Origin of the sequence: Xylanimonas protaetiae (genome assembly GCF_004135385.1) — a bacterium.
GTDB classification, from domain to species: Bacteria; Actinomycetota; Actinomycetes; order Actinomycetales; family Cellulomonadaceae; genus Xylanimonas; species Xylanimonas protaetiae.
Genome location: NZ_CP035493.1, coordinates 2,287,446 through 2,309,423, shown reverse-complemented (window position 1 = coordinate 2,309,423; position 21,978 = coordinate 2,287,446). Strand labels below are relative to the sequence as shown.

The window sequence follows — 21,978 nt, the reverse complement described above, 5'->3', positions numbered from 1 at the left end:
GCCGCGCTCAGGCGAGCTCGAGCGTCGGCCAGTCCGCGAGGTCCTCGCGCATGCGGCGGTCGTGCGTCGCGACGACGACGGCGGCGCTCGTGCGCGCGAGCGCCCGCGTGAGCTCGTCGACCAGGTCGATCGACAGGTGGTTGGTCGGCTCGTCCAGGATGAGCAGGTGCGGCGCCGCGAGCAGCGTGCGCGCGAGCTCGAACCGGCGGCGCTGACCCGCCGAGAGCTCGGCGAGCGGCCGGTCGAGGTCCTCCTCCGCGAGCAGCCCGAGCGCCGCCACGGGCACCACGTGGTCGGGGTCGAGCTCGCCGCGCGAGAGCAGCGCCAGCGCCTCGTTGGCGGCGGCGTCGAACCCCGTGAGCGTGCGCGGGTCGTCCAGGCCGCGCCCGATGATGGGCGCGTTCTCCTGCCCGACGACGCCGACGCGCAGCCCGTCGACCGTCGTCCGCGTGCCGCGGCTCAGGCCGAGGCGGCCGGACAGGACACCCAGGAGCGTCGACTTGCCCGTCCCGTTCGCCCCGACGACGAGCAGCCGCCCGGCCGGCGGGACGGCGACCCGGGTGCCCGGCAGGTCGAGGCGGACGTTCGGCTCCCCCTCCGGAAGCGTCCCGACGACGCGCGGGTTGCGCACCTCGATGAGCGGGAACGCCGGGTCCCAGCCCGGGTCGAGCGACGGCAGGTCCGGGAAGCGGAGCTCCATCGGCGGCACGGGCACCTCGACGGCCTGCGCCTCGAGCCGCTGGACCAGCCGGTCGGCCGCCTTGACGTGGATGCGGGCCCGCGTGGCGCGGCGGTGCTTCTGCGACCCCTTGCCGGGCCGCCACTCGTCGGAGAGCCCCTCGTAGGAGTCCGAGAGCCGCTCCGCGAGCGCCTCGGCCCGCTTGCGTTCCTGCCGGTAGCGCTGCCGCCACCGGACCATGGCCTGCGTCTTGGCGAACCGGTAGGAGAGGTAGCCCGGCTGCCCGTAGAGGGTCGGCCTGCCGTCGATCGACGGGTCGAGGTCGAGGATCGCGGTGGCGACGTCGTCGAGCAGCTGGCGGTCGTGCGTGACGAGGACGACGCCGCCACGCCACGCGAGCAGCTCGCTCGTGAGGAAGCCGATGGCCTCGTCGTCGAGGTGGTTGGTGGGCTCGTCGAGCAGCAGCAGGTCGGAGCGCTCGGCCAGGCGGCACGCAAGGCGCACGCGGTAGCGCTGGCCGACGCTCAGGGTCTCGAGCGTCCGGTCGAGGTCACGCGGTGCGCCGAGGCGGGTCAGGGCGACGTCGACGCGGCGGTCGGCATCCCAGGCGGCGAGGTGGTCGGCCTTGGCGAGCAGCTCGGCGAGCTCGGACAGGTCGCCGGTCTCGTGCCCCTCACCCCGCAGCTCCCCTCCCTCCGTTGCGGGGACCTGCGGAGACCCCGAAGAGAACGCCGCCGCCGCGGCGTCGAGGTCCGCGGCCACCCGCCGCACGCCCGCGAGCGCCGCGTGGACGAGGTCGCCGACGGTCTGCCCGGGCACCACCTGGAGCTCCTGCTCGACGAGCGCGACGGACCCGTGGCGGCGCACCGCGCCGCCGGTCGGGTCGATCCGTCCGGCGAGGAGGTGCAGCAGCGTCGACTTGCCCGACCCGTTCTCCCCGACGACGCCGAGGCGCACGCCCTGGCTGACGCGGACGGTGACGTGCCGGAGCACCTCGGGCCCGCGGTCCCTGGGCCCGGCGACGGTCACCTCGCCGCCGGCGAGGCCGACGGGCCGCAGCGTCCCGGCGGCGCCGACGACGGCGCGCTCGCCGGCGCGCTCGTCGGCGGGAGCGCCGGACGACGACGCGCCCGGGTAGGCGAACGAGACGTCGGAGGCGATCAGGTGCACCGGACAACCCTAAGCGGCGCGTCGCGCTTAGGGTTTGGGCATGACCACCCCCGCCACCCCTGTTGTCCGCGCCGACGGGCGCGCCCCCGACGAGCTGCGCACGATCACGATCACCCGCGGCTGGCTCGACGCCGCCGAGGGTTCGGTGCTCGTCGAGTTCGGGAGCACGCGCGTGCTGTGCGCCGCGTCGTTCACCGAGGGCGTGCCGCGCTGGAAGAAGGGCTCGGGCGAGGGCTGGGTCACGGCCGAGTACGCGATGCTCCCCCGCGCCACGAACACGCGCTCGGACCGCGAGTCGGTCAAGGGCCGCGTCGGCGGCCGCACGCACGAGATCTCGCGCCTCATCGGCCGGTCGCTGCGCGCGGTCATCGACGTCTCCGCCCTCGGCGAGAACACCATCGTGCTCGACTGCGACGTGCTCCAGGCCGACGGCGGCACGCGGACCGCGGCCATCACGGGCGCGTACGTGGCGCTCGCGGACGCCGTCGCGTGGGGCCGGCGCCACGGGCACGTCAAGGGTGGCGCGAACGTGCTCACCGACTCCGTCTCGGCCGTCTCCGTCGGCATCATCGACGGCGTCCCGATGCTCGACCTGCCGTACGTCGAGGACGTGCGCGCGGGCACCGACATGAACGTCGTCGTCACGGGTGCGGGCACGTTCGTCGAGGTGCAGGGCACGGCGGAGCACGGCGCGTTCGACCGCGCCGAGCTCGACGCGCTGCTCGACCTCGCCGTCGCGGGCAACGCGCGGCTCGCCGAGATCCAGCGCGAGACCCTCGCCGCGGAGCTGGCCCGGTGACCGTGGAGGTGCCCGCGGGCGCCCGCCTCGTCCTGGCGACCCACAACCGCAAGAAGCTCGTGGAGCTCGTCGCGATCCTGCGCGCGCAGCCGGGGCTCGCGGAGCTGCCCGCGGACGCCGTCGTCACGGCCGGCGACCTCGGCGCCCCGGAGCCCGTCGAGGACGGCGTGACGTTCGAGGAGAACGCGCTCCTCAAGGCGCGCGCGCTCGCGCAGGCGACGGGCCTGCCCGCCGTCGCGGACGACTCGGGCCTCGCCGTCGACGTCCTCGGGGGCGCACCCGGCATCTTCAGCGCCCGCTGGGCGGGCCGCCACGGCGACGACCAGGCGAACCTCGACCTGCTGCTGGCCCAGCTCAGCGCCATCAGCGAGCCGGTCCACCGGCGTGCGGGCTTCGTGTGCGCGGCCGCCCTGGTCACGCCGGACGGCGGCGAGCAGGTGTTCCGCGGCGAGATGCGCGGCACGCTCGTCGACGCGCCGCGCGGCACGAACGGTTTCGGGTACGACCCGATCCTCGTGCCGGACGCGCAGGCGCCGGCCGCGGACGGCGGCCCGGGCACGCGCACGAGCGCCGAGCTCTCGCCGGCCGAGAAGAACGCGATCAGCCACCGCGGCGAGGCGTTCCGCGCGCTGGCCCCGCTCATCGCGGCGGCGCTCCGCTAGTTAGCGAGTGCGCCCGGCCGCGACTCGGAACGTGGGTTCCGATCGCTCGCCCGGCAGCGGGCCCGCGGTCAGCCGCGGCGGGCCGGGACGCGGGCCAGCGCTCGCCAGCCCAGCAGCGTCACGCCCAGGAACACCGTCGCGACCGCCAGGAACGACGGGGCGAAGCCCGCGTCCGCGACCAGCAGGCCGCGCAGCAGCACGCCGACCGCCACGGTCACGAGCCAGACGGTCACGCCCGTCGGCCACAGGCGCGCCGGCGAGCGCCACGCCCGCGACACGCCCCACCCCGCCGCGAGCCCCGCGAGGAAGCACGCTCCCAGCGCGAGCTCGTGACCGGCCCCGCGGGCCGCCGCGTCGTGCGCGGCGCTCCCGACGAGCAGGAACACGAGCACCACCACGACGTCGTACACCAGGGCACGACCCGTCGACACCACCATCGTCAGAGCTCCTCGACACCGTCGGGCACGGCCACCGTGACGGGGCCGTCGTACTGGGCGCTCGCCTCGGCGAGCACCACCGCGGCCTCGGTCCAGGCGGGCAGGTGCGTCAGCACGAGCCGCCTCGCCGCGGCGTCGGCGGCCACGCGCCCGGCGCGCGCGCCGGTCAGGTGGATGCCGGGTTCCACGCGGTCGTCGCGGCCCTGCACGAACGCGGACTCCGCGAGCAGCAGGTCGGCGTCGCGCGCGAGCTCCACGACGGAGGCGCAGTAGTCGGTGTCGCCCGTGTAGGCGAGCACGACCTGCTCCCCCGGGCGCACCGACGACGGGCCCGTGATCCGCAGCCCGTACGCCTCCACCGGGTGGTACACCGACCGGGGCGTGACGACGAGCGGTCCCACGCGCACCGCGACCTGGTCGGACCAGGTGCGGAAGTCGAAGACCTCGTCCATCGTCTCGCCCGGGTGCACCCCGTACATGGCCGCGGCGCGCTGGGCGACGTCGGCCGGCCCGTACACGGGCAGGTGCGGCGCGACGCCGGTGCGCACCGAGCCGAGCTCGGGGTGGTACTTGAGGTGCACGTACAGCCCGGACAGGTCGGCGCAGTGGTCGGGGTGCAGGTGGCTGAGCGCGACGGCGTCGAGCGTGTGCAGCGAGACGTGCCGCTGCAGGTAGCCGAGGCCCCCGTTGCCGAGGTCGGCGACGACGTTCCAGTCGCGCACCTCGACGTCGTCGGGCACGACGCCGGACGCGATGCCGGCCGCGACGTCGGCGGCGGGCACGTGGACCAGGTACGTGGAGGCGGGCGAGTCGGGGCGCGGGGCGGAGCCCGCGACGCCCAGGGTGCGCAGGATCACCGGGCCGCCTCCACGAAGCGGACCTCGGGGCCGAGGAAGCGGCGGGCGACCTGCTCGAACGACTCGGTGTCGCCCGTGGACAGGAAGCGGTGCTCCGGCGGCCCGGACTCGGGAGAGCGCTCCAGGCCCTGCGCGACGAGCGTGCGGTAGACGTCCTTGGCGGTCTCCTCGGCCGACGAGACGAGCGTGACGTCGGCGCCCATGACGTAGGAGATCGCGCCCGCGAGCAGCGGGTAGTGCGTGCAGCCGAGCACGAGCGTGTCGACGCCCGCCTCGCGCACCGGGTCGAGGTAGCGGTGGGCGGCGTCGAGCACGTCCGGCCCCGAGGTGATCCCGCGCTCGACGAGCGGCACGAAGTCGGGGCACGCGCGCGGGGTGATCGTCAGGCCGGGCGTCACGTGGAACGCGTCCTCGTAGGCGCGCGAGTCGATCGTCGCCTTGGTGCCGATGACGCCGATGCGCCCCGACCGCGACGTCACGACGGCACGCCGCGCGGCCGGCCGGATCACCTCGACGACCGGGATCCCGCGACGGACCTCGTAGCGCTCGCGCGCGTCGGGGATCGCCACGGCGGACGCCGAGTTGCACGCGACGACGAGCATCTTCACGCCGTCGTCCACGAGCTGGTCCATGACCGACAGCGCCATCGCGCGGACGGCGGCGAGCGGCTTGGGTCCGTAGGGCGCGTTGGCGGTGTCGCCGATGTACAGCACCTGCTCGTGGGGAAGCTGATCGAGGATCGCCCGGGCGACGGTGAGGCCGCCGACACCGCTGTCGAAGACGCCGATCGGTGCATCGTTCACGCAGGGCAGCCTAACGGCGACCTGCGGGCGCGGGTCCCGCCGTGGACGTGTCGTCCACCACGCGGCGACGCAGACGCCCAGGTCGACCGCCGCAGCGGGACGCCCGCGTCAGCCGCCGGAGCGGGACGCGCGGTGGTCGTCGAGCATGGCGCCCACGAGGGACTCTTGCGCGAAGCCGGCCGCGACGAAGATGCCGCCCCAGTAGCGGCGCACGTCCGCGTCGAGGCCGCGGGCCGCGTCGTCGTCGACGGCGTCGGCGAGCACCTCGTCGTGGAGGGTCTCGACGTCGTCGTCGGTCTCGAGGCCGAGGCGCTGCGCGACGACGAGGCGCACGTCCGTGAGCGCGGCGGCGACGTCGCGGGCGTCCTGGCGCGTCACGAGGACGACGGCGCGGTCGTCGAGCTCGTCGTCGAGCCCGTAGTCGAGCCCGGCGGGCGACGGGTCGACGTCGTCGAGCGCGGCCCCGTCGAGGAGGTCGGCGAACAGCTCGAGGCCGCGCACCTTGGCGGCCGCGAGGTCGGTCTGGGTGAGGTGGCGGAACTCGGCGGAGACGGACGCGTCGTCGCGCGACGCGTCGGGGAGCAGACGGCGGGCGGCGGGGTCGTCAGGCTCGCGCGGCGTCCCGGTGGACTGCATCGTCGCGGCGAGGGCGCCGAGCGGGTCGTCGGCGTCGGTGTCCGGCAGGCCGGCCTGCTCGCGCAGCAGGGCGGCGACCTCGCGGGCGACGCCCGCGAGGACGTGCCGCTCGGCCTCTTCCCAGGACGCCTCGTACCCGTCGGGGCCGGGCCGGAACGGGGTCATGCGTCACCCTCCGAGGAACGCCGCATCGTGGCCCACAGGCCGAACCCGTGCATGGCCTGCACGTCCACCTCCATGCGCTCGCGGGGCCCGGTGGACACGACGGCGCGGCCCTCGCGGTGCACCTGGAGCATGAGGGTGCGGGCGCGCGCAGGCGGGTAGCCGAAGTAGCTCTCGAAGACGTACGTCACGTAGGTCATGAGGTTGACCGGATCGTTCCAGACGATCGTGACCCAGGGGTCGGCGAGGGACGCGACGGCGTCCGCGTGGGTCTCCTGCTCGGCCCGGACGTCCGGGCCGACGGTGGGTGCACTCACCCGCCCAGCCTACGGATCGGTGACGGTGCCCGCCGCCACCACCGCTGCGCCCGCGTAGCCTGGCCGCCGTGACTCCCCCCACCACCGCAGGCAGCGCCGCGCCCGGAATCGACCCCGAGAAGCTCGCGGTCACCCTCGAGGTCCTGGCCCGGCTGCACGAGCTGCCGTCCGACCACGACGACGTCCAGGCGGTCAAGCGGGCCACGGGGTACATGTGGAAGCTGCTCAAGAAGTCGCGCCGCGCCGAGGTGCGCCAGCACAAGCAGCAGCACGACCAGGCCGTCATCGAGCAGACCGCCACCGGGTCCCCGATGCGGATCGACGACGAGACGGCAGGCATCCCGCTGGTCTCGACGGCGCCGGGGGCCTTCGCCGGCGAGCTGATCACGCCACGCGGGTGCTACATCTGCAAGCAGGAATTCACGCTGGTCGACGCGTTCTACCACTGGCTCTGCCCCACGTGCGCGGCGATGAGCCACGCGAAGCGCGAGCAGCGCACCGACCTCACGGGCAAGCGGGCGCTCCTCACCGGCGGGCGGGCGAAGATCGGCATGTACATCGCCCTGCGCCTGCTGCGGGACGGCGCGCACCTGACGATCACCACGCGGTTCCCCAAGGACGCGGTGCGCAGGTTCGGCGCGATGGAGGACGCCGCCGACTGGCTGCACCGCCTCAAGATCGTCGGCATCGACCTGCGGGACCCCACCCAGGTCATCGCCCTCACGGACGACGTCGCGGCCGACGGCCCGCTGGACATCATCGTCAACAACGCCTGCCAGACGGTCCGTCGCCTGCCGGGTGCCTACGCGCACCTCATCGACGGCGAGTCCGCTCCCCTGGCCCCGCTGCCCGGCGGGCTCGAGCTGCCCGAGATGGTGACGTTCGACCGCATCTCGGAGGCGCACCCCGCGGCGATCGCCGGCGCGCTGACAGCCCATCCCGTCGCACATCACGACGGCGAGCCAGAGGTGGCCGCCGTCGCCGCGCACAACGCCGCCACGCTGACCGCGCTCGCACTCAAGGCCGGCGGCGCGTCGCTCGAGCAGCACCTGGCCGGCACGGCCGTCGACGCCGGCGGGCTGATCCCGGACATCCAGGACAACAACTCCTGGACGCAGGTGGTCGACGAGGTCGACCCGCTGGAGCTGCTCGAGGTGCAGTTCTGCAACTCGGTGGCCCCGTTCCTCATCGTGTCCCGGCTGCGTCCGGCGATGCGGGCCGCCGTCGAGCGCGGTGCCCGGCGCGCCTACGTCGTCAACGTCTCCGCCATGGAGGGCCAGTTCTCCCGCCGCTACAAGGGTGCGGGCCACCCGCACACCAACATGGCGAAGGCCGCGCTCAACATGCTCACGCGCACGTCGGCGGGCGAGATGTTCGCGACCGACAGGATCCTCATGACCGCCGTCGACACCGGCTGGATCACCGACGAGCGGCCCCACCACGAGAAGCTGCGCATCGCCGCCGAGGGGTGGCACGCGCCGCTCGACCTCGTCGACGGGGCGGCGCGCGTCTACGACCCGATCGTCCGCGGCGAGGCCGGCGACGACGTCTACGGCTGCTTCCTGAAGGACTACGCGCCCTCGCCGTGGTGACGCCCCGTCACCCGGCTCTGCGAGGATCGCCGCATGGGTCATGATCGGATCGCCGTCATCTCGGACGTCCACGGCAACCTCACCGCACTCGACGCGGTGCTGGCCGACATCCGCAGGCGCGGCATCGAGCGGGTCTGGAACCTCGGCGACTACGTCGGCAAGGGACCGCGGGGCAGTGCGGTCGTCGATCGCTGCCAGGAGGCCTGCGAGGTCAACGTCCGCGGCAACTGGGACGACTTCCTGCCCGCCGCGGCCGGCTCGGACGATCCCGGTCTCGCGTGGTGGCACGACGAGCTGCGGCCCGAGCAGCGCGACTGGCTCCGAACCCTCCCGCTGAGCCACGACGCGGTCGTCTCGGGACGGCGCCTGCGCCTCTTCCACGCCTCCGCGACGAGCGTCCACGTCCGGGTGCGCCGCAGCCATACGCGTGAGGAGTTCGACGGCATGTTCGCCGCGACCGACCTCACGGGTCCCGGGCCCGAGCCGTCCGTCGTCGGGTACGGCGACATCCACAGCGCCTACCTCGAGGTCAACGACGGCCGCACGCTCTTCAACGTCGGGAGTGTCGGCAACCCGCTCGACGAGCCGGTCCCGAGCTACGTGGTGCTCGACGGCACGGTCGACGACCCGGAGCCGGGCGCGTTGGGTCTGCAGTTCGTGCGGGTGCCCTATGACCTCGAGGCAGAGATCGCGATCGCCCGCGCGCTGGGAATGCCTCAGCTGGAGCCCTACGCCGTCAAGCTCCGCACGGCCGTCTACCGCGGCCGGTGACGAGCGTCTGCTAGATCGCGCGTGAGCGAACCCAGAACTCCTCAGGCGTGCTCCCGGGCTCGAAGCCGAAGTGTTCGAGCATCGCCGTGGCTTCGGGAAAGTTCGACGCGATGGCCTCCGGCGTGTGAGCGTCGCTGCCGAAGGTCACTGCCTTCCCACCCGAGTCGGCCCACCACTGAGGGATCCACGACCAGAGGCGTCGGGTGTTCATCTCGAGCGCACGATCAGCCTCGGCAACCGACCGCATCGCCCGGCGAAACGGGTCCTCGAACGCGCGTGGGTCGAACGGCCCTGCTGTGGCGACGGGCCACAGCCGGACCGCGTAGTCGATGTGCGTGAAGACCTCGAAGGCCTCGGACCCCTCGACCATGGCAGGTATCTGCTCGAGGTAGGCGTTCATGACCTCGGCCGGGTCATGCTTGCGGAACAATGTGTGAGGCTCTGCCGGCCCGTCACCGAGATCGAGCGTGTGCAGCGAGCCGAGAACTCGATCGACGAGGTCCAGGTCGACGATCGCCGCCGCTCGGTCGCCCCAGAGATGGGGCTGTCCGAACTCGACACCCGTGTGGATGTGAAGCTCCGGGAACTCATGTCGCATGCGGTCGACGGCCGCCAGATAGCCCGCCGCGTCGAAGGGTGCGAACTCGACACGGCCGGCATCGTTCAGGAAGTCCTGCTGATGAGGCATCAGGTCCTGGGGCTCCGCGTGCCACGTGTCCGGGACGTCCAGATGCTCGGTGAAGTAGATCGCCCCGAGCCCGATCCGCACGGCCTGCTCGCACGTCGCCCGCATCCGCCCGTCAGCATGCGACCCGGGTCCTCCCGTATCCCAGGACCACTCGCTATGCACGTGACTGTCAGCCGGCAGCGTCATGGCCTGGATCCTGCCCGATGGACCTTGCACAGGGCGACCGCTCGCCGTGACTGCGCCAGTTCCGCTCCGACACAGCCGGATACGCAGCGCCACCCGCGTGTATTTGGAAGGATCCTGTCGTAATGTGGTCCTCGCGGCGTGGCACCGGTCACGCGCACCACCTCCCCGGGAGCAGCCCCATGGCGTCCGCGACATCCCTGACCTCCGCCGTCGTCCTCGCAGCGGGGCACGACGCCGTCTCCCGCTCGCTGCTGACCCACCCGCTCGGCGACTCCACCGTGGTCCAGGCAGCCGTCGCCACCGTGACGCGGGTCGTCGACGCGGAGCGCGTCGTCGTCGTGGTCGCGCCGGGCGACACCGCGGTGCGCGAGGCGCTCGGCGACGCCTACGCGTACGTCGAGCAGGCCGAGCCGCGCGGCACGGGCGACGCGGTGCTCGCCGCCCGCCAGGCCGTCGAGTCGCTCGCCACCGACCGCGTGCTCGTCGCCTACGCCGACACGCCCCTGCTGCGCCCCGACTCGCTGCGCGGCCTGCTGCACCGCTTCACCCTCAAGGACGCCGACCTGGCGATCCTCACCGCCGTCGTCGACGACGTCGCCCAGGAGTACGACGAGTACGGCGAGGTGGTGCGCGAGGCGACCAGCTCGGGCACCGCGCCGATCATCGCGATCCGGGACCGCGCCGAGCGCCGGGCGCCCCGCCAGGGGCGCACGGAGCTCAACGTGGGCGCCTACGCGGCCGCCCCCGGCCTGCTCTTCGGGGAGCTCGAGGCCATGGCCGCCGAGGGCGAGCACCGCCTCACCGAGATGGCCCGGCGCATCATCGGGCGCGGCAAGTCGATCGAGTCGTACCAGATCTACGACACGTCCGAGGTGCGCGGCATCAACACCCCGGAGCAGCTCGCGCAGGCCGCCGACATCGTGCTCGCCCGCCTGTTCCGGCCCGTGAAGTCCACCGACACCCAGATCGTGTTCGGCACGGGCGGGTGGCGGGCGCTCATCGGGGAGGGCTACACGCTGGCCAACGTGCGCCGGCTCAGCCAGGCCATCGCCAACGAGGTGACCCGCCGCGGCGTCGAGCGCCAGGGCGTCGTCATCGGCGGCGACCGCCGGTTCCTCTCGCGCGAGTCGGCCGAGGCCGCGGCCGAGGTGTTCGCGGGCAACAACATCCCCGTCACGCTGCTGCGCGACGACGTCCCCACCCCGCTGGTCACGTTCGCCGCCCCCCACCTGACGGCGGCCTACGGCATCATCATCACCTCCTCGCACAACCCGCCCCAGTGGAACGGCATGAAGGTGTTCCGCGCCGACGGCTCCCTGCCGCTCGACGACGAGACCAACCGCTACCAGGACGAGGCCAACGCGCTCTCCATCGCGGACGTCGTCACCCTCGACCTCGCCCGCGCCCGCGAGACGGGCGTCGTGGTCGACGCCGAGCTCGACGAGCCGTACATCGACGCGATCGAGGAGATCATCGACGTCGACGCCGTGCGCGGCTCCGGGCTGCGCGTCATCGTCGACGCGATGTACGGGACGTCGCAGAGCACGCTCGGGACGATCCTCACCGACATGCGCGTGCGGGCCGAGTTCATCCACGCGCAGCACAACCCGCTGTTCGGCGGCATCGCCCCGGCTCCCGACTCGGAGCGGCTGCACGCGCTCAAGGAGCTCATCCGGCGCGGCGAGGGCCGCTACAGCCTGGGCATGGCCACCGACGGCGACTCCGACCGCATCGGCATCGTCGACGAGCAGGGCGAGTACGTCGACGCGAACGACCTGCTGCTGCTCCTGTACTGGTACCTGCACGAGGTGCGCGGCGAGCGCGGCGGCGTGGTGCGCAACCTGGCGACGACCCACCTGCTGGACCGGCTCGCCGCCCACTTCGGGGAGGAGTCCCGCGAGGTGCGCGTCGGGTTCAAGCACGTGACCGCCGGGATGGAGGAGATCGGGGCGGTGCTGGGCGGCGAGTCCTCGGGCGGCCTGACGGTGCGCGGCTGGCTGCTCGGCAAGGACGGCATCTTCGCGTGCGCGCTCGTGGCCGAGATGCTGGCCCGCACGGGCAAGACCATCTCCGAGCTGCGGCAGTCCATCTGGGACGTCACCGGCCGCCTCTACCTGGCCGAGGGCGACGTCCCCGCCACGCCCGAGATGCGCGTCGAGGTGCCGCGCCGGCTCGCGTCCTCGCCCCTGACGGCGGTCGGCCCGTACCCCGTGGCGAGCGTGTCGCACCTCGACGGCACCAAGATCGTGCTCGACGACGGAGGGTGGGCGCTGCTGCGCTTCTCCGGCACCGAGCCGCTGCTACGCATGGTGGCCGAGGCCGCCACCCCCGCACAGGCGCAGGAGCTCCTCGACTGGCTGAAGGGATTTGTCACGGCATGAGCGAGCGACACAAGGGCACTGCGTACGGCAGGTTCGACGACCCAGCGCACGAGTACGTGATCGAGCGCCCCGACGTCCCCGTCTCCTGGACGAACTACCTGGGGACGCGCGACTTCTGCACCGTCATCAGCCACCACGGCGGCGGGTACTCGTACTACAGGTCCGCCCAGACGGGCCGCATCACGCGGTTCCGGCAGAACGGCGTGCCGCTCGACCGGCCCGGCAAGTACGTCTACCTGCGCGACGCCGCGGCGAACGCAGGCGCGGGCGACCACTGGAGCATCTCGTGGCAGCCCGTCGGCAAGCCCTTCGTCGGGCCGTCCGACGACGTCCCCACGGACGGCTCGGCCGGCCGCTGGACCTCCGCCCACGGCACCGGGTACACCCGCTTCGAGTCCTCGTTCCGCGGCATCGACGCCACGCAGACGGTGTTCGTCCCGCTCGACGACGACGCCGAGGTGTGGGACGTGCGGCTCACCAACACGACGCCCGAGCCCCGGACGCTCACCGTGACGGGCTACGTCGAGTTCTCGTTCCACACCATCACGGTGGACAACCAGAACCTGCAGATGTCGCTGTACTCGCAGGGCGCGGACTACGCGGACGGCGTCGTCGAGGTGGACGCGTACTACGAGCCGTGGACGTTCCACTACTTCGCGTCGGCCGGGCCGTCCGGCGAGACGGCCGACTCGTTCGACGCGCTGCGCGACGCGTTCGTCGGCCCGTACCGCGACGAGTCCGACCCCCGCGGTGTCGCCGCGGGCGCGCTGAGCGGCTCGCAGGGCACCACGCAGAACCACTGCGGGGCGCTCGCCCACGAGGTGACCATCGCGCCGGGCTCGACCGTCCGGCTGAGCTTCGTGCTCGGCTACGGCTCGCGCGACGCCGTCGGGCGCGCGATGCGGGCCAAGTTCGCGGACCCGGCCGTCGTCGACGCCGAGTACACGGCGCTCGTGGACCACTGGCGGGCCAAGCAGGCCCGCCTCGCGGTGACCACCCCGCACGCCGGGATGAACTCGATGCTCAACACCTGGACGCTGCTCCAGGCCGAGACGTGCGTGGTGTGGTCCCGGTTCGCGTCGTTCGTCGAGGTGGGCGGGCGCACGGGCCTGGGCTACCGCGACACCGCGCAGGACTGCATGAGCGTCATCCACTCCAACCCGGTCAAGTCGAAGCAGCGCATCGTCGAGCTGTTGCGCGCGCAGACCGAGGCGGGGTACGGGCTGCACCTGTTCGACCCGGCCGACTTCGACCCCGACGCGCCGCAGCTGCCGGACATCCCGTCGCCGACGATCGTGCCCCGCACCGACCGGGCGTCCCTGATCCACGGGCTCGAGGACACGTGCTCGGACGACCACCTGTGGCTCGTGCCGACCATCGCGGAGTACGTCAAGGAGACGGGCGAGACCGACTTCCTCGACCAGGAGATCACCTACGCCGAGGGCTCGACGGGCACCGTGTGGGAGCACCTCGAGCGGGCGCTCGACTTCACGTCGCAGCAGGTGGGCGCCAACGGCGTCGCGCTGGGCCTGCGGGCCGACTGGAACGACGGCATCAACCTGGGCGGCGGCGAGACCGCGCTCGTGACGTTCCTGCACGCGTGGGCCATCCGGGCGTATCTCTCGCTGGCCGGGCCGCTCGGACGCCACGACCACGTCGCGCGGTACGAGGCGGAGCTGGACCGGCTCGCCGCGGTGGCCGACAAGGAGCTGTGGGACGGGCGGTGGTGGCGGCGCGGCATCACCCGCGACGGCGTGCTCATCGGCTCGGCCGACAACGCCGAGGGGAAGATCTTCCTCGAGCACCAGGCGTGGCCCGTCATCGGCGGCATCACGACCCGCGAGCGCGGCATCCAGTCGATGGACGCGGTCCACGAGCTGCTGGCCAGCGAGTACGGCAACCACCTCAGCTGGCCGGCGTTCACCCAGGTGGACGACACCGTCGGGTTCCTCACCCGGGTGTACCCGGGCATCAAGGAGAACGCCGCGATCTTCAGCCACCCCAACGCGTGGCCCATCATCGCCGAGGCCATGCTGGGCCGCGGCGACGAGGCGATGGCGTTCTACGACGCGATCCTCCCGTACCACCAGAACGACAACGTCGAGGTGCGCGAGGCGGAGCCGTACGCCTACGTCCAGTTCGTCTACGGGCGCGACCACGAGCGGTTCGGGCTCGCGCAGAACCCGTGGCTGACGGGTTCGTCGGGCTGGATGTACACGGCGGCCACCAAGTACATCCTCGGCGTCCGGCCCTCGCTCGACGGCCTCGTGATCGACCCTGCGATCCCGGCCGCGTGGGACGGGTTCGAGGTGCGCCGGGAGTGGCGCGGCGCCGTGTACGAGATCGCGGTGCGCAACCCCGAGCACGTGCAGAAGGGCGTCCGCTCGGTCGTCGTCGACGGCGTCGCGCTCCCCGCGGGCACGACGGCGGTGCCCGTCGTCGCGGCGGGGACGACCGTGCGGGTGGAGGTCACGCTGGGCTGATCCGTGCGGCCGGGCCGCACCGGCCGCACAGTGACGCTCGCCCTGCTCAGACCCCCCTGACGGCTTACCGTTTCCCCATGACCGAGCTCGACCGGGGCATGGGCGCCCCGTCCAACGGCGTCCTGCCGGCCGCACTCCCGCCCACGGCCCGCCCGTCGACGGCGCTGCTGACGGACAAGTACGAGCTGACGATGCTCCAGGCCGCGCTCGCCGACGGCACCGCGCACCGGCACTGCGTGTTCGAGGTGTTCACGCGCCGGCTGCCGGCGGGACGCCGCTACGGCGTGCTCGCCGGCACGGGCCGCATCCTCGAGGCGCTCCCCCGCTTCCGGTTCGACGACGCCGAGCTCGGGTACCTCGAAGGCACCGGCGCGGTCGACGCCCGCACGATCGACTTCCTGTCCGGCTACCGGTTCACGGGCAACGTCCTGGGGTACGCCGAGGGCGAGGTGTTCTTCCCCGGCTCGCCGATCCTCCAGGTGGAGGGCACGTTCGCCGAGGCCGTGCTGCTGGAGACGCTGGTGCTGTCGGTGCTCAACTACGACTCCGCCGTGGCGTCCGCGGCGTCGCGCATGACGTCCGCCGCCGTGGACCGGCCGTGCCTGGAGATGGGCGCGCGCCGCGCGCACGAGCAGGCCGCCGTCGCCGCCGCGCGCGCCGCCGTGATCGGCGGGTTCGCCGGCACCTCCAACCTCGAGGCCGGCTACCGCTACGGCCTGGAGACCATCGGCACCGCCGCGCACGCGTTCACGCTGCTGCACGACGACGAGCTCTCCGCGTTCCGGGCGCAGGTCGCGGCGCTCGGCACGGGCACCACGCTGCTGGTCGACACCTACGACGTGCGCCAGGGCGTCGTCAACGCCGTCGCCGCGGGCGGCACGGGCCTGGGCGCCGTGCGGCTCGACTCGGGTGACCTCGGCTCGCTCGCGGTCGAGACGCGGCACCAGCTCGACGGCCTCGGTGCCACGGGCACCAAGATCGTCGTCACGAGCGACCTCGACGAGTACGCCATCGCGGCCCTCGCCGCGGCCCCGGTGGACTCCTACGGCGTCGGCACGTCGCTCGTGACGGGCTCGGGTGCGCCCACCTGCGGCATGGTCTACAAGCTCGTGGCCCGGGCGAACGCCGAGGGCGTCCTCGAGCCCGTGGCCAAGGCGTCCCCGGGCAAGCCCAGCCGGGGCGGCCGCAAGTCCGCCGCCCGCCGCCTCGACGCCGAGGGCCGCGCGGTCGAGGAGGTGCTCGTGGTGGGCGACGACGACGAGGCGGTCGCCTCGTGGTCGCCCGCGTCGGACGACCTGCGCGCGCTGCACGTGCCCCTCGTCGTCGACGGGGCCGTGGACTCGCGCTGGGTGGGCGCCTACGGCGTCGAGAACGCGGCCCGCACGCACCGGGCGTCACGCGCGGAGCTGCCGCGCGGGGCGCGCCGCCTCTCGGCGGGCGACCCGGCGCTGCCGACGGTCGAGCTCTCGCTCGACTGACACGTCGTCGGCGGCCCGGGCGGCGGCAGGCGTCAAGAGAGCGTCAAGGGCCCTGCCGCCCGGCTATACACGTGTATAGCCTGGTCGCATGAGCAACGACGACATCCTGGAGGCCGAGGCGACGGCGCGCGGCCGGATCCTGGACGCCGCGATCGACTGCTTCGCCCGGGAGGGCTTCGGCGCGTCCGTGCGCACCATCGCCGCGGCCGCCGACGTCTCCCCCGGGCTCATCACGCACCACTTCGGCACCAAGGAAGCCCTGCGGGCCGAGTGCGACTCGGTCGTGCTCACCCGCTACCGCGAGTTCAAGGACGACGCCGTCGACGCGCCGTCCGACGCGCTGCGCGGGCTCTTCCCCGACCCGGGCGCGACCCCCGTGCTCGTCGTCTACATGATCCGTGCCCTCGGAGCCGGCGGGAGCGCCGGGCGGCGCTTCCTCGCGCAGCTCGTCGACGAGGCGCGCGTCGTCATGAAGCACTCCGTGGCCGCCGGGCTGGTGCACACCTCGCTCGACGAGGAGGCGCGCCTGCGCACGCTCGTCAGCCAGAGCATGGGCGCGATGCTCATCGAGTTCATGTCCGACCCCGGGGCGAGCCCCGAGGAGTTCGTGACCCGCGTCATCTCGCCCACGGACGGCGTGGTCCTGTCCCTGCTCGAGCTCTACACCGACGGGCTGTTCGTCTCGCGCGACCTGCTCGACACCTACCTCTCGCTCCGCAACACCCCCACCCCATCTCCAGAGACGGAAGACTGATGACTGGCAACGAGCCGGCCCTCCAGGCCGAGGGCCTCACCAAGAGCTTCGGCCGCGTCCACGCGCTGCGCGGACTGGACCTCGTGGTCCCGCAGGGGCAGGTGACCGGGTTCCTCGGCCCGAACGGCGCGGGCAAGTCCACGACGATCCGCGTCCTGCTCGGCCTGCTGCGCGCCGACGGCGGCACCGTGCGGGTGCTCGGCGGCGACCCGTGGGCCGACGCCGTCGCGCTGCACCGCCGCATCGCGTACGTGCCCGGCGACGTGACCCTGTGGCCCAACCTCACGGGCGGCGAGGCGATCGACATCCTGTGCCGCCTGTCCGGGCCGCTGGACCCGAAGCGCAAGGCCGCGATGCTCGAGCGGTTCGAGCTCGACCCCACCAAGAAGGCGCGCACCTACTCCAAGGGCAACCGGCAGAAGGTCGCCCTCGTGGCCGCGCTCGCCTCGCAGGCCGAGCTGCTGCTGCTCGACGAGCCGACGTCGGGCCTCGACCCGATCATGGAGGCCGCGTTCACCGACTCCATCCGCGAGGTCAAGGCGGAGGGCCGGTCGGTGCTGCTGAGCAGCCACATCTTCGCCGAGGTGGAGAAGCTCGCCGACCGCGTGGCGATCATCCGCGACGGCGTCACCGTCGAGCAGGGCTCGCTCGCCGAGCTGCGGCACCTGACGCGCACGTCCGTGACGGTCACGCTCGACGGCGGGCCCGACGGGCTCGCGTCGCTGCCCGGCGTGCACGACCTCGCGACCGACGGGCCGCACGTGACGTTCGCCGTCGACGAGGGCGCGCTGCCCGACGTGCTCGCCGAGGTCGCCAAGCTGCACCCGCACACGCTCGTCGCGAACCCGCCGTCGCTCGAGGAGCTGTTCCTCCAGCACTACAACGGCGCGGCCGACCTCGCGCCGGCCGTCGGCGAGGTGGCGACGCGATGACCGCCCAGGTGCAGGACCGGACCCTCCTCGGGTCCGCCGTCCGCCGTCCGGCCCAGGAGACGCTCGCCGGGCTCGGGGTGATGAGCCGCCTGTTCTGGCGGCGCAACCGCGTCCGGCTGGTCGTCTGGGCGGTGTTCGTCATCGCGATGGTCGGCTACGTCGTGTCGTACTACCAGTCGCTCTTCACGACGCAGGAGGCGCTCGACGACTTCGCGCGCGTCAGCGACACGCCCGGCCTCAAGGCGCTGACGGGCCTGGCCGCCAACCCCGCCACGATGGGCGGCGCCGTCTGGACGAAGATCTGGATGTTCGTCGCGATCGCCCTCGCGCTCGGCGCCGTGTTCCTGGTGACACGCAACGGGCGCGCCGACGAGGAGACGGGACGGACCGAGCTGCTGCGCTCGCGCGTGCTCGGCCTGCACGCCGGGTCGCTCGCCACGTGGCTGTGGGTCGGCGGGCTGTGCGTCGTCTCCGGCGTCGGCGCGGCGATCGTGTGCATCGCCATGGGCCTCGACCCGGCCGGTGCCGACGTCCTCGGGTCGCTCGTCTTCGGCCTGTCGATCACGGGCGTCGGGCTGTTCGGGCTCGGCGTGGGCGCCCTCGCCGGGCAGGTCACCTCGACCAGCCGGGGCGCCAACGCGCTCGGGTCGGTCGTCGTCATCGCGTTCTACGTGGTGCGCATGGTCGGCGACCTGGGCGACGGGACGCTGACGTGGGCCTCCCCGATCGGCTGGGGGCAGGAGATGCAGCCGTGGGGCGCGAACCGCTGGTGGCCGCTCGGCCTGCTCGTCGTGCTCACGGTCGCGCTGCTCGCCCTCGCCGGCTGGCTCGAGGGACGCCGGGACCACGGTGCCGGGCTGCTGCCCGAGCGCCTCGGCAACCCGGGAGCCCCGCAGCGCTGGACGTCGCCGCTGGGCCTGGCGCTGCGGCTCCAGCGCGGGCCGGTCGTCGGCTGGACGGTCGCCGTCGTCATCGCCGCCGGCCTGTTCGGGTCCGTGGTCCAGTCGATGACCGACCTCCTCGACGACGCCGGCGGCTCCGCGACCGACCTCGTCGGCGGGACCGGCGTCGACGCGCTGCTGTCGATGCTGACCGGGATGATCGCGCTCGTCGTGGCCGTGTTCGCCGTGCAGTCGGCCGTGGCGCTGCGCGGCGACGAGGCCAGCGCGATCCTCGAGCCGCAGCTCGCGGGCGCCGTGGGGCGGGTGCGGTGGGCCGCCGAGCGGCTCGTGATCCCCGTGGTCGGGTCGGCCGTGCTGCTCGCGGTCGGCGGCGGGATCTTCGGGGCGTCCTACGGCTCGACGGTCTCCGACGCGTCGCAGGCCGGCCGCCTCGCGGGCGCGGCGCTCGTCTACTGGCCCGCGATCATGGTGCTCGTGGGCGTGGCCGTGCTGCTGTTCGGCTACCTGCCGCGGCTCGCGGTGCCGCTCTCGTGGGGCGTCATCGCCGCCGTGTGGTTCCTGATGTTCGTGGGCGACGCGCTCGGCCTGCCCCAGGGGCTGCTCGACATCCTCCCGTGGAGCGCGACGCCGTACGTGCCGATGGAGCCGCTGACCTGGACACCGCTCGTCGTGATGACGCTCGTGGCGGTCGTGTTCACGGTGCTGGGCGTGACCCGGTTCCGCCGGCGGGACATCCAGCCCGCCTGACCAGCCCGCCTGACGCGACGGCCCTGCGCAGCACTCGCCGTGCTGTGCAGGGCCTCGTCGTGGGCGCCTCTCGCCGCCTACGCCCCGACGAACCAGCTCCGGACCATCGTCACGCGGGCGTCGAGCTGGTCCGCCGTCGCCTGCGGGACCTCCGGGCCGCCGCAGCGGCGGCGCAGCTCCGTGTGCACCGAGCCGTGCGGGCGGCCCGACTTGCGCGACCACGCCGAGACGAGCTTCGAGAGCTCCTTGCGCAGGGCCGCCGCGCGGCGGTGCTCCTGCTCCGCCTCCTCGGCGGTCATCTCACGCGCGGTCGCGGCACCCGCCCGGCCGCGCAGCTGGTCGGCCTGCCGCTGGCGCAGCAGCGTGGCCACCTGCTCCGGCTCCAGGAGCCCCGGCAGGCCGAGGAAGTCGAGCTCCTCGTCCGAGCCCACCTCCGCGCCCGTGCCGAACTGGCCGCCGTCGAACAGCACGCCGTCGAACGACGCCTGCGACTCCATGGCCTCGAAGGACCCGAGCAGCTCGCCCGAGGCCTTCTCCTCCCGGTTCGCGGCCGCGAGCTCGGCGGCCTCGAGGTCGTACTCGATGCCCTGCTCCTCGGCCGTGGCGGGGCGGTCCAGCGCGTGGTCGCGCTCGACCTCCATCCCGCTCGCGAGCTCGAGCAGCGGTGCCACCGACGGCAGGAACACCGACGCCGTCTCGCCGCGCGTGCGCGCCCGCACGAACCGGCCCACCGCCTGGGCGAAGAACAGCGGCGTCGACGTCGAGGTCGCGTAGACGCCGACGGCGAGGCGCGGCACGTCGACGCCCTCGGAGACCATGCGCACGGCGACCATCCAGCGCGCGTCGCCCTGCGAGAACTCGTCGATGCGGGCCGAGGCGCCGTCGTCGTCGGACAGGACGACCGTGGGGCTCTGGCCCGTGATGCGGGCGAGGTGGCCCGCGTAGGCGCGCGCGGCGGTCTGGTCCGTGGCGATGACGAGCGCCCCGGCGTCGGGCACCGAGCGGCGCACCTGGGTGAGGCGCTTGTCGGCGGCGGCGAGCACCGACGGGATCCACTCGCCGTCCGGGTCGAGCGCCGTGCGCCAGGCCTGGCCGGTCATGTCCTTGGTCATGGCCTCGCCGAGGCGGGCCGAGACCTCGTCGCCGGCCTTGGTGCGCCAGCGCATGGTGCCCGAGTAGGTCATGAACAGCACGGGCCGCACGACCTTGTCGCGCAGGGCGTCGCCGTAGCCGTACGTGTAGTCGGCCTTGGAGCGGCGGATGCCCTCGCGGTCGGCCTCGTAGGAGACGAACGGGATGGGCGCCGTGTCCGAGCGGAAGGGTGTGCCCGTCAGGGCGAGACGCCGTGTGGCGTCCTCGAAGGCCTCGCGCACGGCGTCGCCCCAGGACAGCGCGTCGCCACCGTGGTGCACCTCGTCGAGGATGACGAGCGTGCGGGCCGCCTCGGTGCGCGCCCGGTGCAGCGCCGGGTTGGCCGCGACCTGCGCGTACGTCAGCGCGACGCCGTCGTAGTGCGTGCCGTGGCGGCCCTGCGCGTTCTTGAACGACGGGTCGATGCGGATGCCGACGCGTGACGCGGCGTCGGCCCACTGGTGCTTGAGGTGCTCGGTGGGCGCGACGACGGTCACACGGCGCACGATGCCGCGCTCGATGAGCTCGGTGGCCACGCGCAGCGCGAACGTCGTCTTCCCGGCGCCGGGCGTGGCGACGGCGAGGAAGTCGCGCGGCTCCTTGGCGCGGTACAGCTCGATCGCCTCGGCCTGCCAGGCGCGCAGGTTCGCCACCGTGCCCCACGCGGCGCGGCGCGGGAACGCGGGGCTGAGCTGGGTGGCCGCCGCGGTCGACGGCGTCTGGGGCGCGGGGCGCCCGGGCCCGGCACCGTCCGGCCCGGCCCCGCCGGACGCAGCACCGCCGGACGCCGCACCGTCAGGCCTCCCGGGGCGCGTCGCGTCCAGCAGCGCCTGACGGGCGGCGGCCGCGCCGGTCAGGCGGGGCGCACCGCCGTCGTCGGAGGCGTCGGCCGCAGCGGGCAGGCCGACCGACCGGAGCTCAGGACGAGGCTCCGGTGCGGGCTCCGCGACGGAGGAGTGAGCTCGCGAGCCCCGCAGAGCCGCGGCAACAGGCACAGCCTCGGCCGCCGCGGCAAACAGATCGAAGGGGTCGGGATCCGGCAGCGGAGTCGCCGCGCTCACTGGGCCGAGTCGCCGTCGCCGTCCTGCGGGGCGCGCAGGCCGTCGTAGATCTCCTTGCACACGGGGCACACCGGGAACTTGTTCGGGTCGCGGCCGGGCACCCACACCTTGCCGCACAGGGCGATGACGGGCTTGCCCGTCATCGCGGACTCCATGATCTTCTCCTTGCGCACGTAGTGCGCGAAGCGCTCGTGGTCGCCCGGCTCGACCTCGGAGCGGGTCTCCTCACGCTCGAGCAGGTCGGTCCCGGCCCCGGGGTCCGAGGGGTGGCAGGCCGCGCGGAGGGAGACGAGAGGGGGGAGCTCATGCCCGGAAGTCTACGACGGCGGGTCCGGCACGAGGCGGGTTGT

General features: G+C 73.6%; 18 protein-coding genes and 1 pseudogene. 10 read left to right on the top strand and 9 right to left on the bottom strand.

What is annotated here, in order from left to right:
- Positions 1 to 7: 7 nt before the first annotated feature.
- A complete protein-coding gene (locus tag ET471_RS10605) occupies positions 8 to 1,849 on the bottom strand; it encodes an ABC-F family ATP-binding cassette domain-containing protein (RefSeq protein WP_129188185.1) in 1,842 nt (613 codons plus the stop codon).
- A gap of 40 nt (positions 1,850 to 1,889) precedes the next feature.
- Between ET471_RS10605 and rph the strand changes: the two genes are divergently transcribed.
- Positions 1,890 to 2,648 carry a ribonuclease PH gene (gene rph / locus ET471_RS10600; RefSeq protein WP_129188182.1) on the top strand — a complete coding sequence of 253 codons (759 nt, stop codon included), beginning with the start codon at positions 1,890 to 1,892 and terminating at the stop codon, positions 2,646 to 2,648.
- A 2-nt stretch (positions 2,649 to 2,650) separates the two neighbouring features.
- Entirely contained in the window at positions 2,651 to 3,310 is a 660-nt protein-coding gene (rdgB, locus tag ET471_RS10595) for an RdgB/HAM1 family non-canonical purine NTP pyrophosphatase (RefSeq protein ID WP_129190898.1), read from the top strand.
- Between the two features lie 68 nt (positions 3,311 to 3,378).
- Here the strand turns inward: rdgB and ET471_RS10590 are convergent, their stop codons facing one another.
- From ET471_RS10590 to clpS, 5 genes are all read right to left on the bottom strand, one after another.
- The gene (locus tag ET471_RS10590; RefSeq protein WP_129188180.1) at positions 3,379 to 3,747 is read right to left on the bottom strand and encodes a DUF3054 domain-containing protein; all 369 of its coding nucleotides are present in this window, start codon (positions 3,745 to 3,747) and stop codon (positions 3,379 to 3,381) included.
- A 2-nt stretch (positions 3,748 to 3,749) separates the two neighbouring features.
- Entirely contained in the window at positions 3,750 to 4,604 is an 855-nt protein-coding gene (locus ET471_RS10585) for an MBL fold metallo-hydrolase (protein WP_129188178.1), read from the bottom strand.
- The gene (gene murI / locus ET471_RS10580; protein WP_129188176.1) at positions 4,601 to 5,407 is read right to left on the bottom strand and encodes a glutamate racemase; all 807 of its coding nucleotides are present in this window, start codon (positions 5,405 to 5,407) and stop codon (positions 4,601 to 4,603) included. The genes ET471_RS10585 and murI overlap by 4 nt, the downstream gene beginning before the upstream one ends.
- Positions 5,408 to 5,515: 108 nt before the next feature.
- Complete coding sequence (locus ET471_RS10575) at positions 5,516 to 6,208, bottom strand: DUF2017 family protein (protein ID WP_129188174.1); 693 nt, start codon at positions 6,206 to 6,208, stop codon at positions 5,516 to 5,518.
- Positions 6,205 to 6,522 carry an ATP-dependent Clp protease adapter ClpS gene (gene clpS / locus ET471_RS10570; RefSeq protein ID WP_129188172.1) on the bottom strand — a complete coding sequence of 106 codons (318 nt, stop codon included), beginning with the start codon at positions 6,520 to 6,522 and terminating at the stop codon, positions 6,205 to 6,207. Before clpS ends, ET471_RS10575 begins: the two co-directional genes overlap by 4 nt.
- Positions 6,523 to 6,590: 68 nt before the next feature.
- On the opposite strand from clpS, the gene ET471_RS10565 reads away from it, so the two are divergent.
- Both ET471_RS10565 and ET471_RS10560 read left to right on the top strand, forming a co-directional pair.
- Entirely contained in the window at positions 6,591 to 8,114 is a 1,524-nt protein-coding gene (locus ET471_RS10565; protein ID WP_129188170.1) for an SDR family NAD(P)-dependent oxidoreductase, read from the top strand.
- Between the two features lie 33 nt (positions 8,115 to 8,147).
- Positions 8,148 to 8,885 (top strand): metallophosphoesterase family protein, encoded by a 738-nt coding sequence (locus ET471_RS10560; protein WP_129188168.1) that lies wholly within the window; start codon positions 8,148 to 8,150, stop codon positions 8,883 to 8,885.
- A gap of 10 nt (positions 8,886 to 8,895) precedes the next feature.
- On the opposite strand, the gene ET471_RS10555 is transcribed toward ET471_RS10560, so the two are convergent.
- The gene (locus tag ET471_RS10555; protein WP_129188166.1) at positions 8,896 to 9,759 is read right to left on the bottom strand and encodes a PHP domain-containing protein; all 864 of its coding nucleotides are present in this window, start codon (positions 9,757 to 9,759) and stop codon (positions 8,896 to 8,898) included.
- Positions 9,760 to 9,938: 179 nt separating this feature from the next.
- Here ET471_RS10555 and ET471_RS10550 point away from each other — a divergent pair, with 179 nt between their 5' ends.
- The 6 genes from ET471_RS10550 (at position 9,939) to ET471_RS10525 (ending at position 19,436) form a co-directional block, all read left to right on the top strand.
- Complete coding sequence (locus ET471_RS10550; protein ID WP_129188164.1) at positions 9,939 to 12,140, top strand: NTP transferase domain-containing protein; 2,202 nt, start codon at positions 9,939 to 9,941, stop codon at positions 12,138 to 12,140.
- Entirely contained in the window at positions 12,137 to 14,623 is a 2,487-nt protein-coding gene (locus tag ET471_RS10545; RefSeq protein ID WP_129188162.1) for a glycoside hydrolase family 94 protein, read from the top strand. Before ET471_RS10550 ends, ET471_RS10545 begins: the two co-directional genes overlap by 4 nt.
- A gap of 98 nt (positions 14,624 to 14,721) precedes the next feature.
- Positions 14,722 to 16,101, top strand: coding sequence for a nicotinate phosphoribosyltransferase (locus ET471_RS10540; RefSeq protein ID WP_165350559.1), 1,380 nt, complete (start codon positions 14,722 to 14,724; stop codon positions 16,099 to 16,101).
- Between the two features lie 88 nt (positions 16,102 to 16,189).
- Positions 16,190 to 16,855, top strand: a complete 666-nt coding sequence (locus ET471_RS10535; RefSeq protein WP_129188158.1) for a TetR/AcrR family transcriptional regulator — start codon at positions 16,190 to 16,192, stop codon at positions 16,853 to 16,855.
- Positions 16,855 to 17,787 carry an ABC transporter ATP-binding protein gene (locus tag ET471_RS10530; RefSeq protein WP_129188156.1) on the top strand — a complete coding sequence of 311 codons (933 nt, stop codon included), beginning with the start codon at positions 16,855 to 16,857 and terminating at the stop codon, positions 17,785 to 17,787. Before ET471_RS10535 ends, ET471_RS10530 begins: the two co-directional genes overlap by 1 nt.
- On the top strand, positions 17,784 to 19,436 hold the full coding sequence (locus ET471_RS10525) for an ABC transporter permease (protein WP_129188154.1): 1,653 nt from the start codon (positions 17,784 to 17,786) through the stop codon (positions 19,434 to 19,436). Before ET471_RS10530 ends, ET471_RS10525 begins: the two co-directional genes overlap by 4 nt.
- A 77-nt stretch (positions 19,437 to 19,513) precedes the next feature.
- Here the strand turns inward: ET471_RS10525 and ET471_RS10520 are convergent, their stop codons facing one another.
- Positions 19,514 to 21,562 carry a DEAD/DEAH box helicase gene (locus ET471_RS10520; RefSeq protein WP_242496250.1) on the bottom strand — a complete coding sequence of 683 codons (2,049 nt, stop codon included), beginning with the start codon at positions 21,560 to 21,562 and terminating at the stop codon, positions 19,514 to 19,516.
- A gap of 62 nt (positions 21,563 to 21,624) precedes the next feature.
- Positions 21,625 to 21,935: pseudogene (locus ET471_RS10515) on the bottom strand (DUF3039 domain-containing protein).
- Between the last annotated feature and the right edge of the window lie 43 nt (positions 21,936 to 21,978).

Excerpts from the sequence above, each read along its gene's own strand:
- rph (WP_129188182.1), top strand. The coding sequence starts at position 1,890 with ATGACCACCCCCGCCACCCCTGTTGTCCGCGCCGACGGGCGCGCCCCC.
- ET471_RS10590 (WP_129188180.1), bottom strand. The coding sequence starts at position 3,747 with ATGGTGGTGTCGACGGGTCGTGCCCTGGTGTACGACGTCGTGGTGGTG.
- ET471_RS10575 (WP_129188174.1), bottom strand. The coding sequence starts at position 6,208 with ATGACCCCGTTCCGGCCCGGCCCCGACGGGTACGAGGCGTCCTGGGAA.
- ET471_RS10560 (WP_129188168.1), top strand. The coding sequence starts at position 8,148 with ATGGGTCATGATCGGATCGCCGTCATCTCGGACGTCCACGGCAACCTC.
- ET471_RS10555 (WP_129188166.1), bottom strand. The coding sequence starts at position 9,759 with ATGACGCTGCCGGCTGACAGTCACGTGCATAGCGAGTGGTCCTGGGAT.
- ET471_RS10550 (WP_129188164.1), top strand. The coding sequence starts at position 9,939 with ATGGCGTCCGCGACATCCCTGACCTCCGCCGTCGTCCTCGCAGCGGGG.
- ET471_RS10545 (WP_129188162.1), top strand. The coding sequence starts at position 12,137 with ATGAGCGAGCGACACAAGGGCACTGCGTACGGCAGGTTCGACGACCCA.
- ET471_RS10540 (WP_165350559.1), top strand. The coding sequence starts at position 14,722 with ATGGGCGCCCCGTCCAACGGCGTCCTGCCGGCCGCACTCCCGCCCACG.
- ET471_RS10535 (WP_129188158.1), top strand. The coding sequence starts at position 16,190 with ATGAGCAACGACGACATCCTGGAGGCCGAGGCGACGGCGCGCGGCCGG.
- ET471_RS10530 (WP_129188156.1), top strand. The coding sequence starts at position 16,855 with ATGACTGGCAACGAGCCGGCCCTCCAGGCCGAGGGCCTCACCAAGAGC.
- ET471_RS10525 (WP_129188154.1), top strand. The coding sequence starts at position 17,784 with ATGACCGCCCAGGTGCAGGACCGGACCCTCCTCGGGTCCGCCGTCCGC.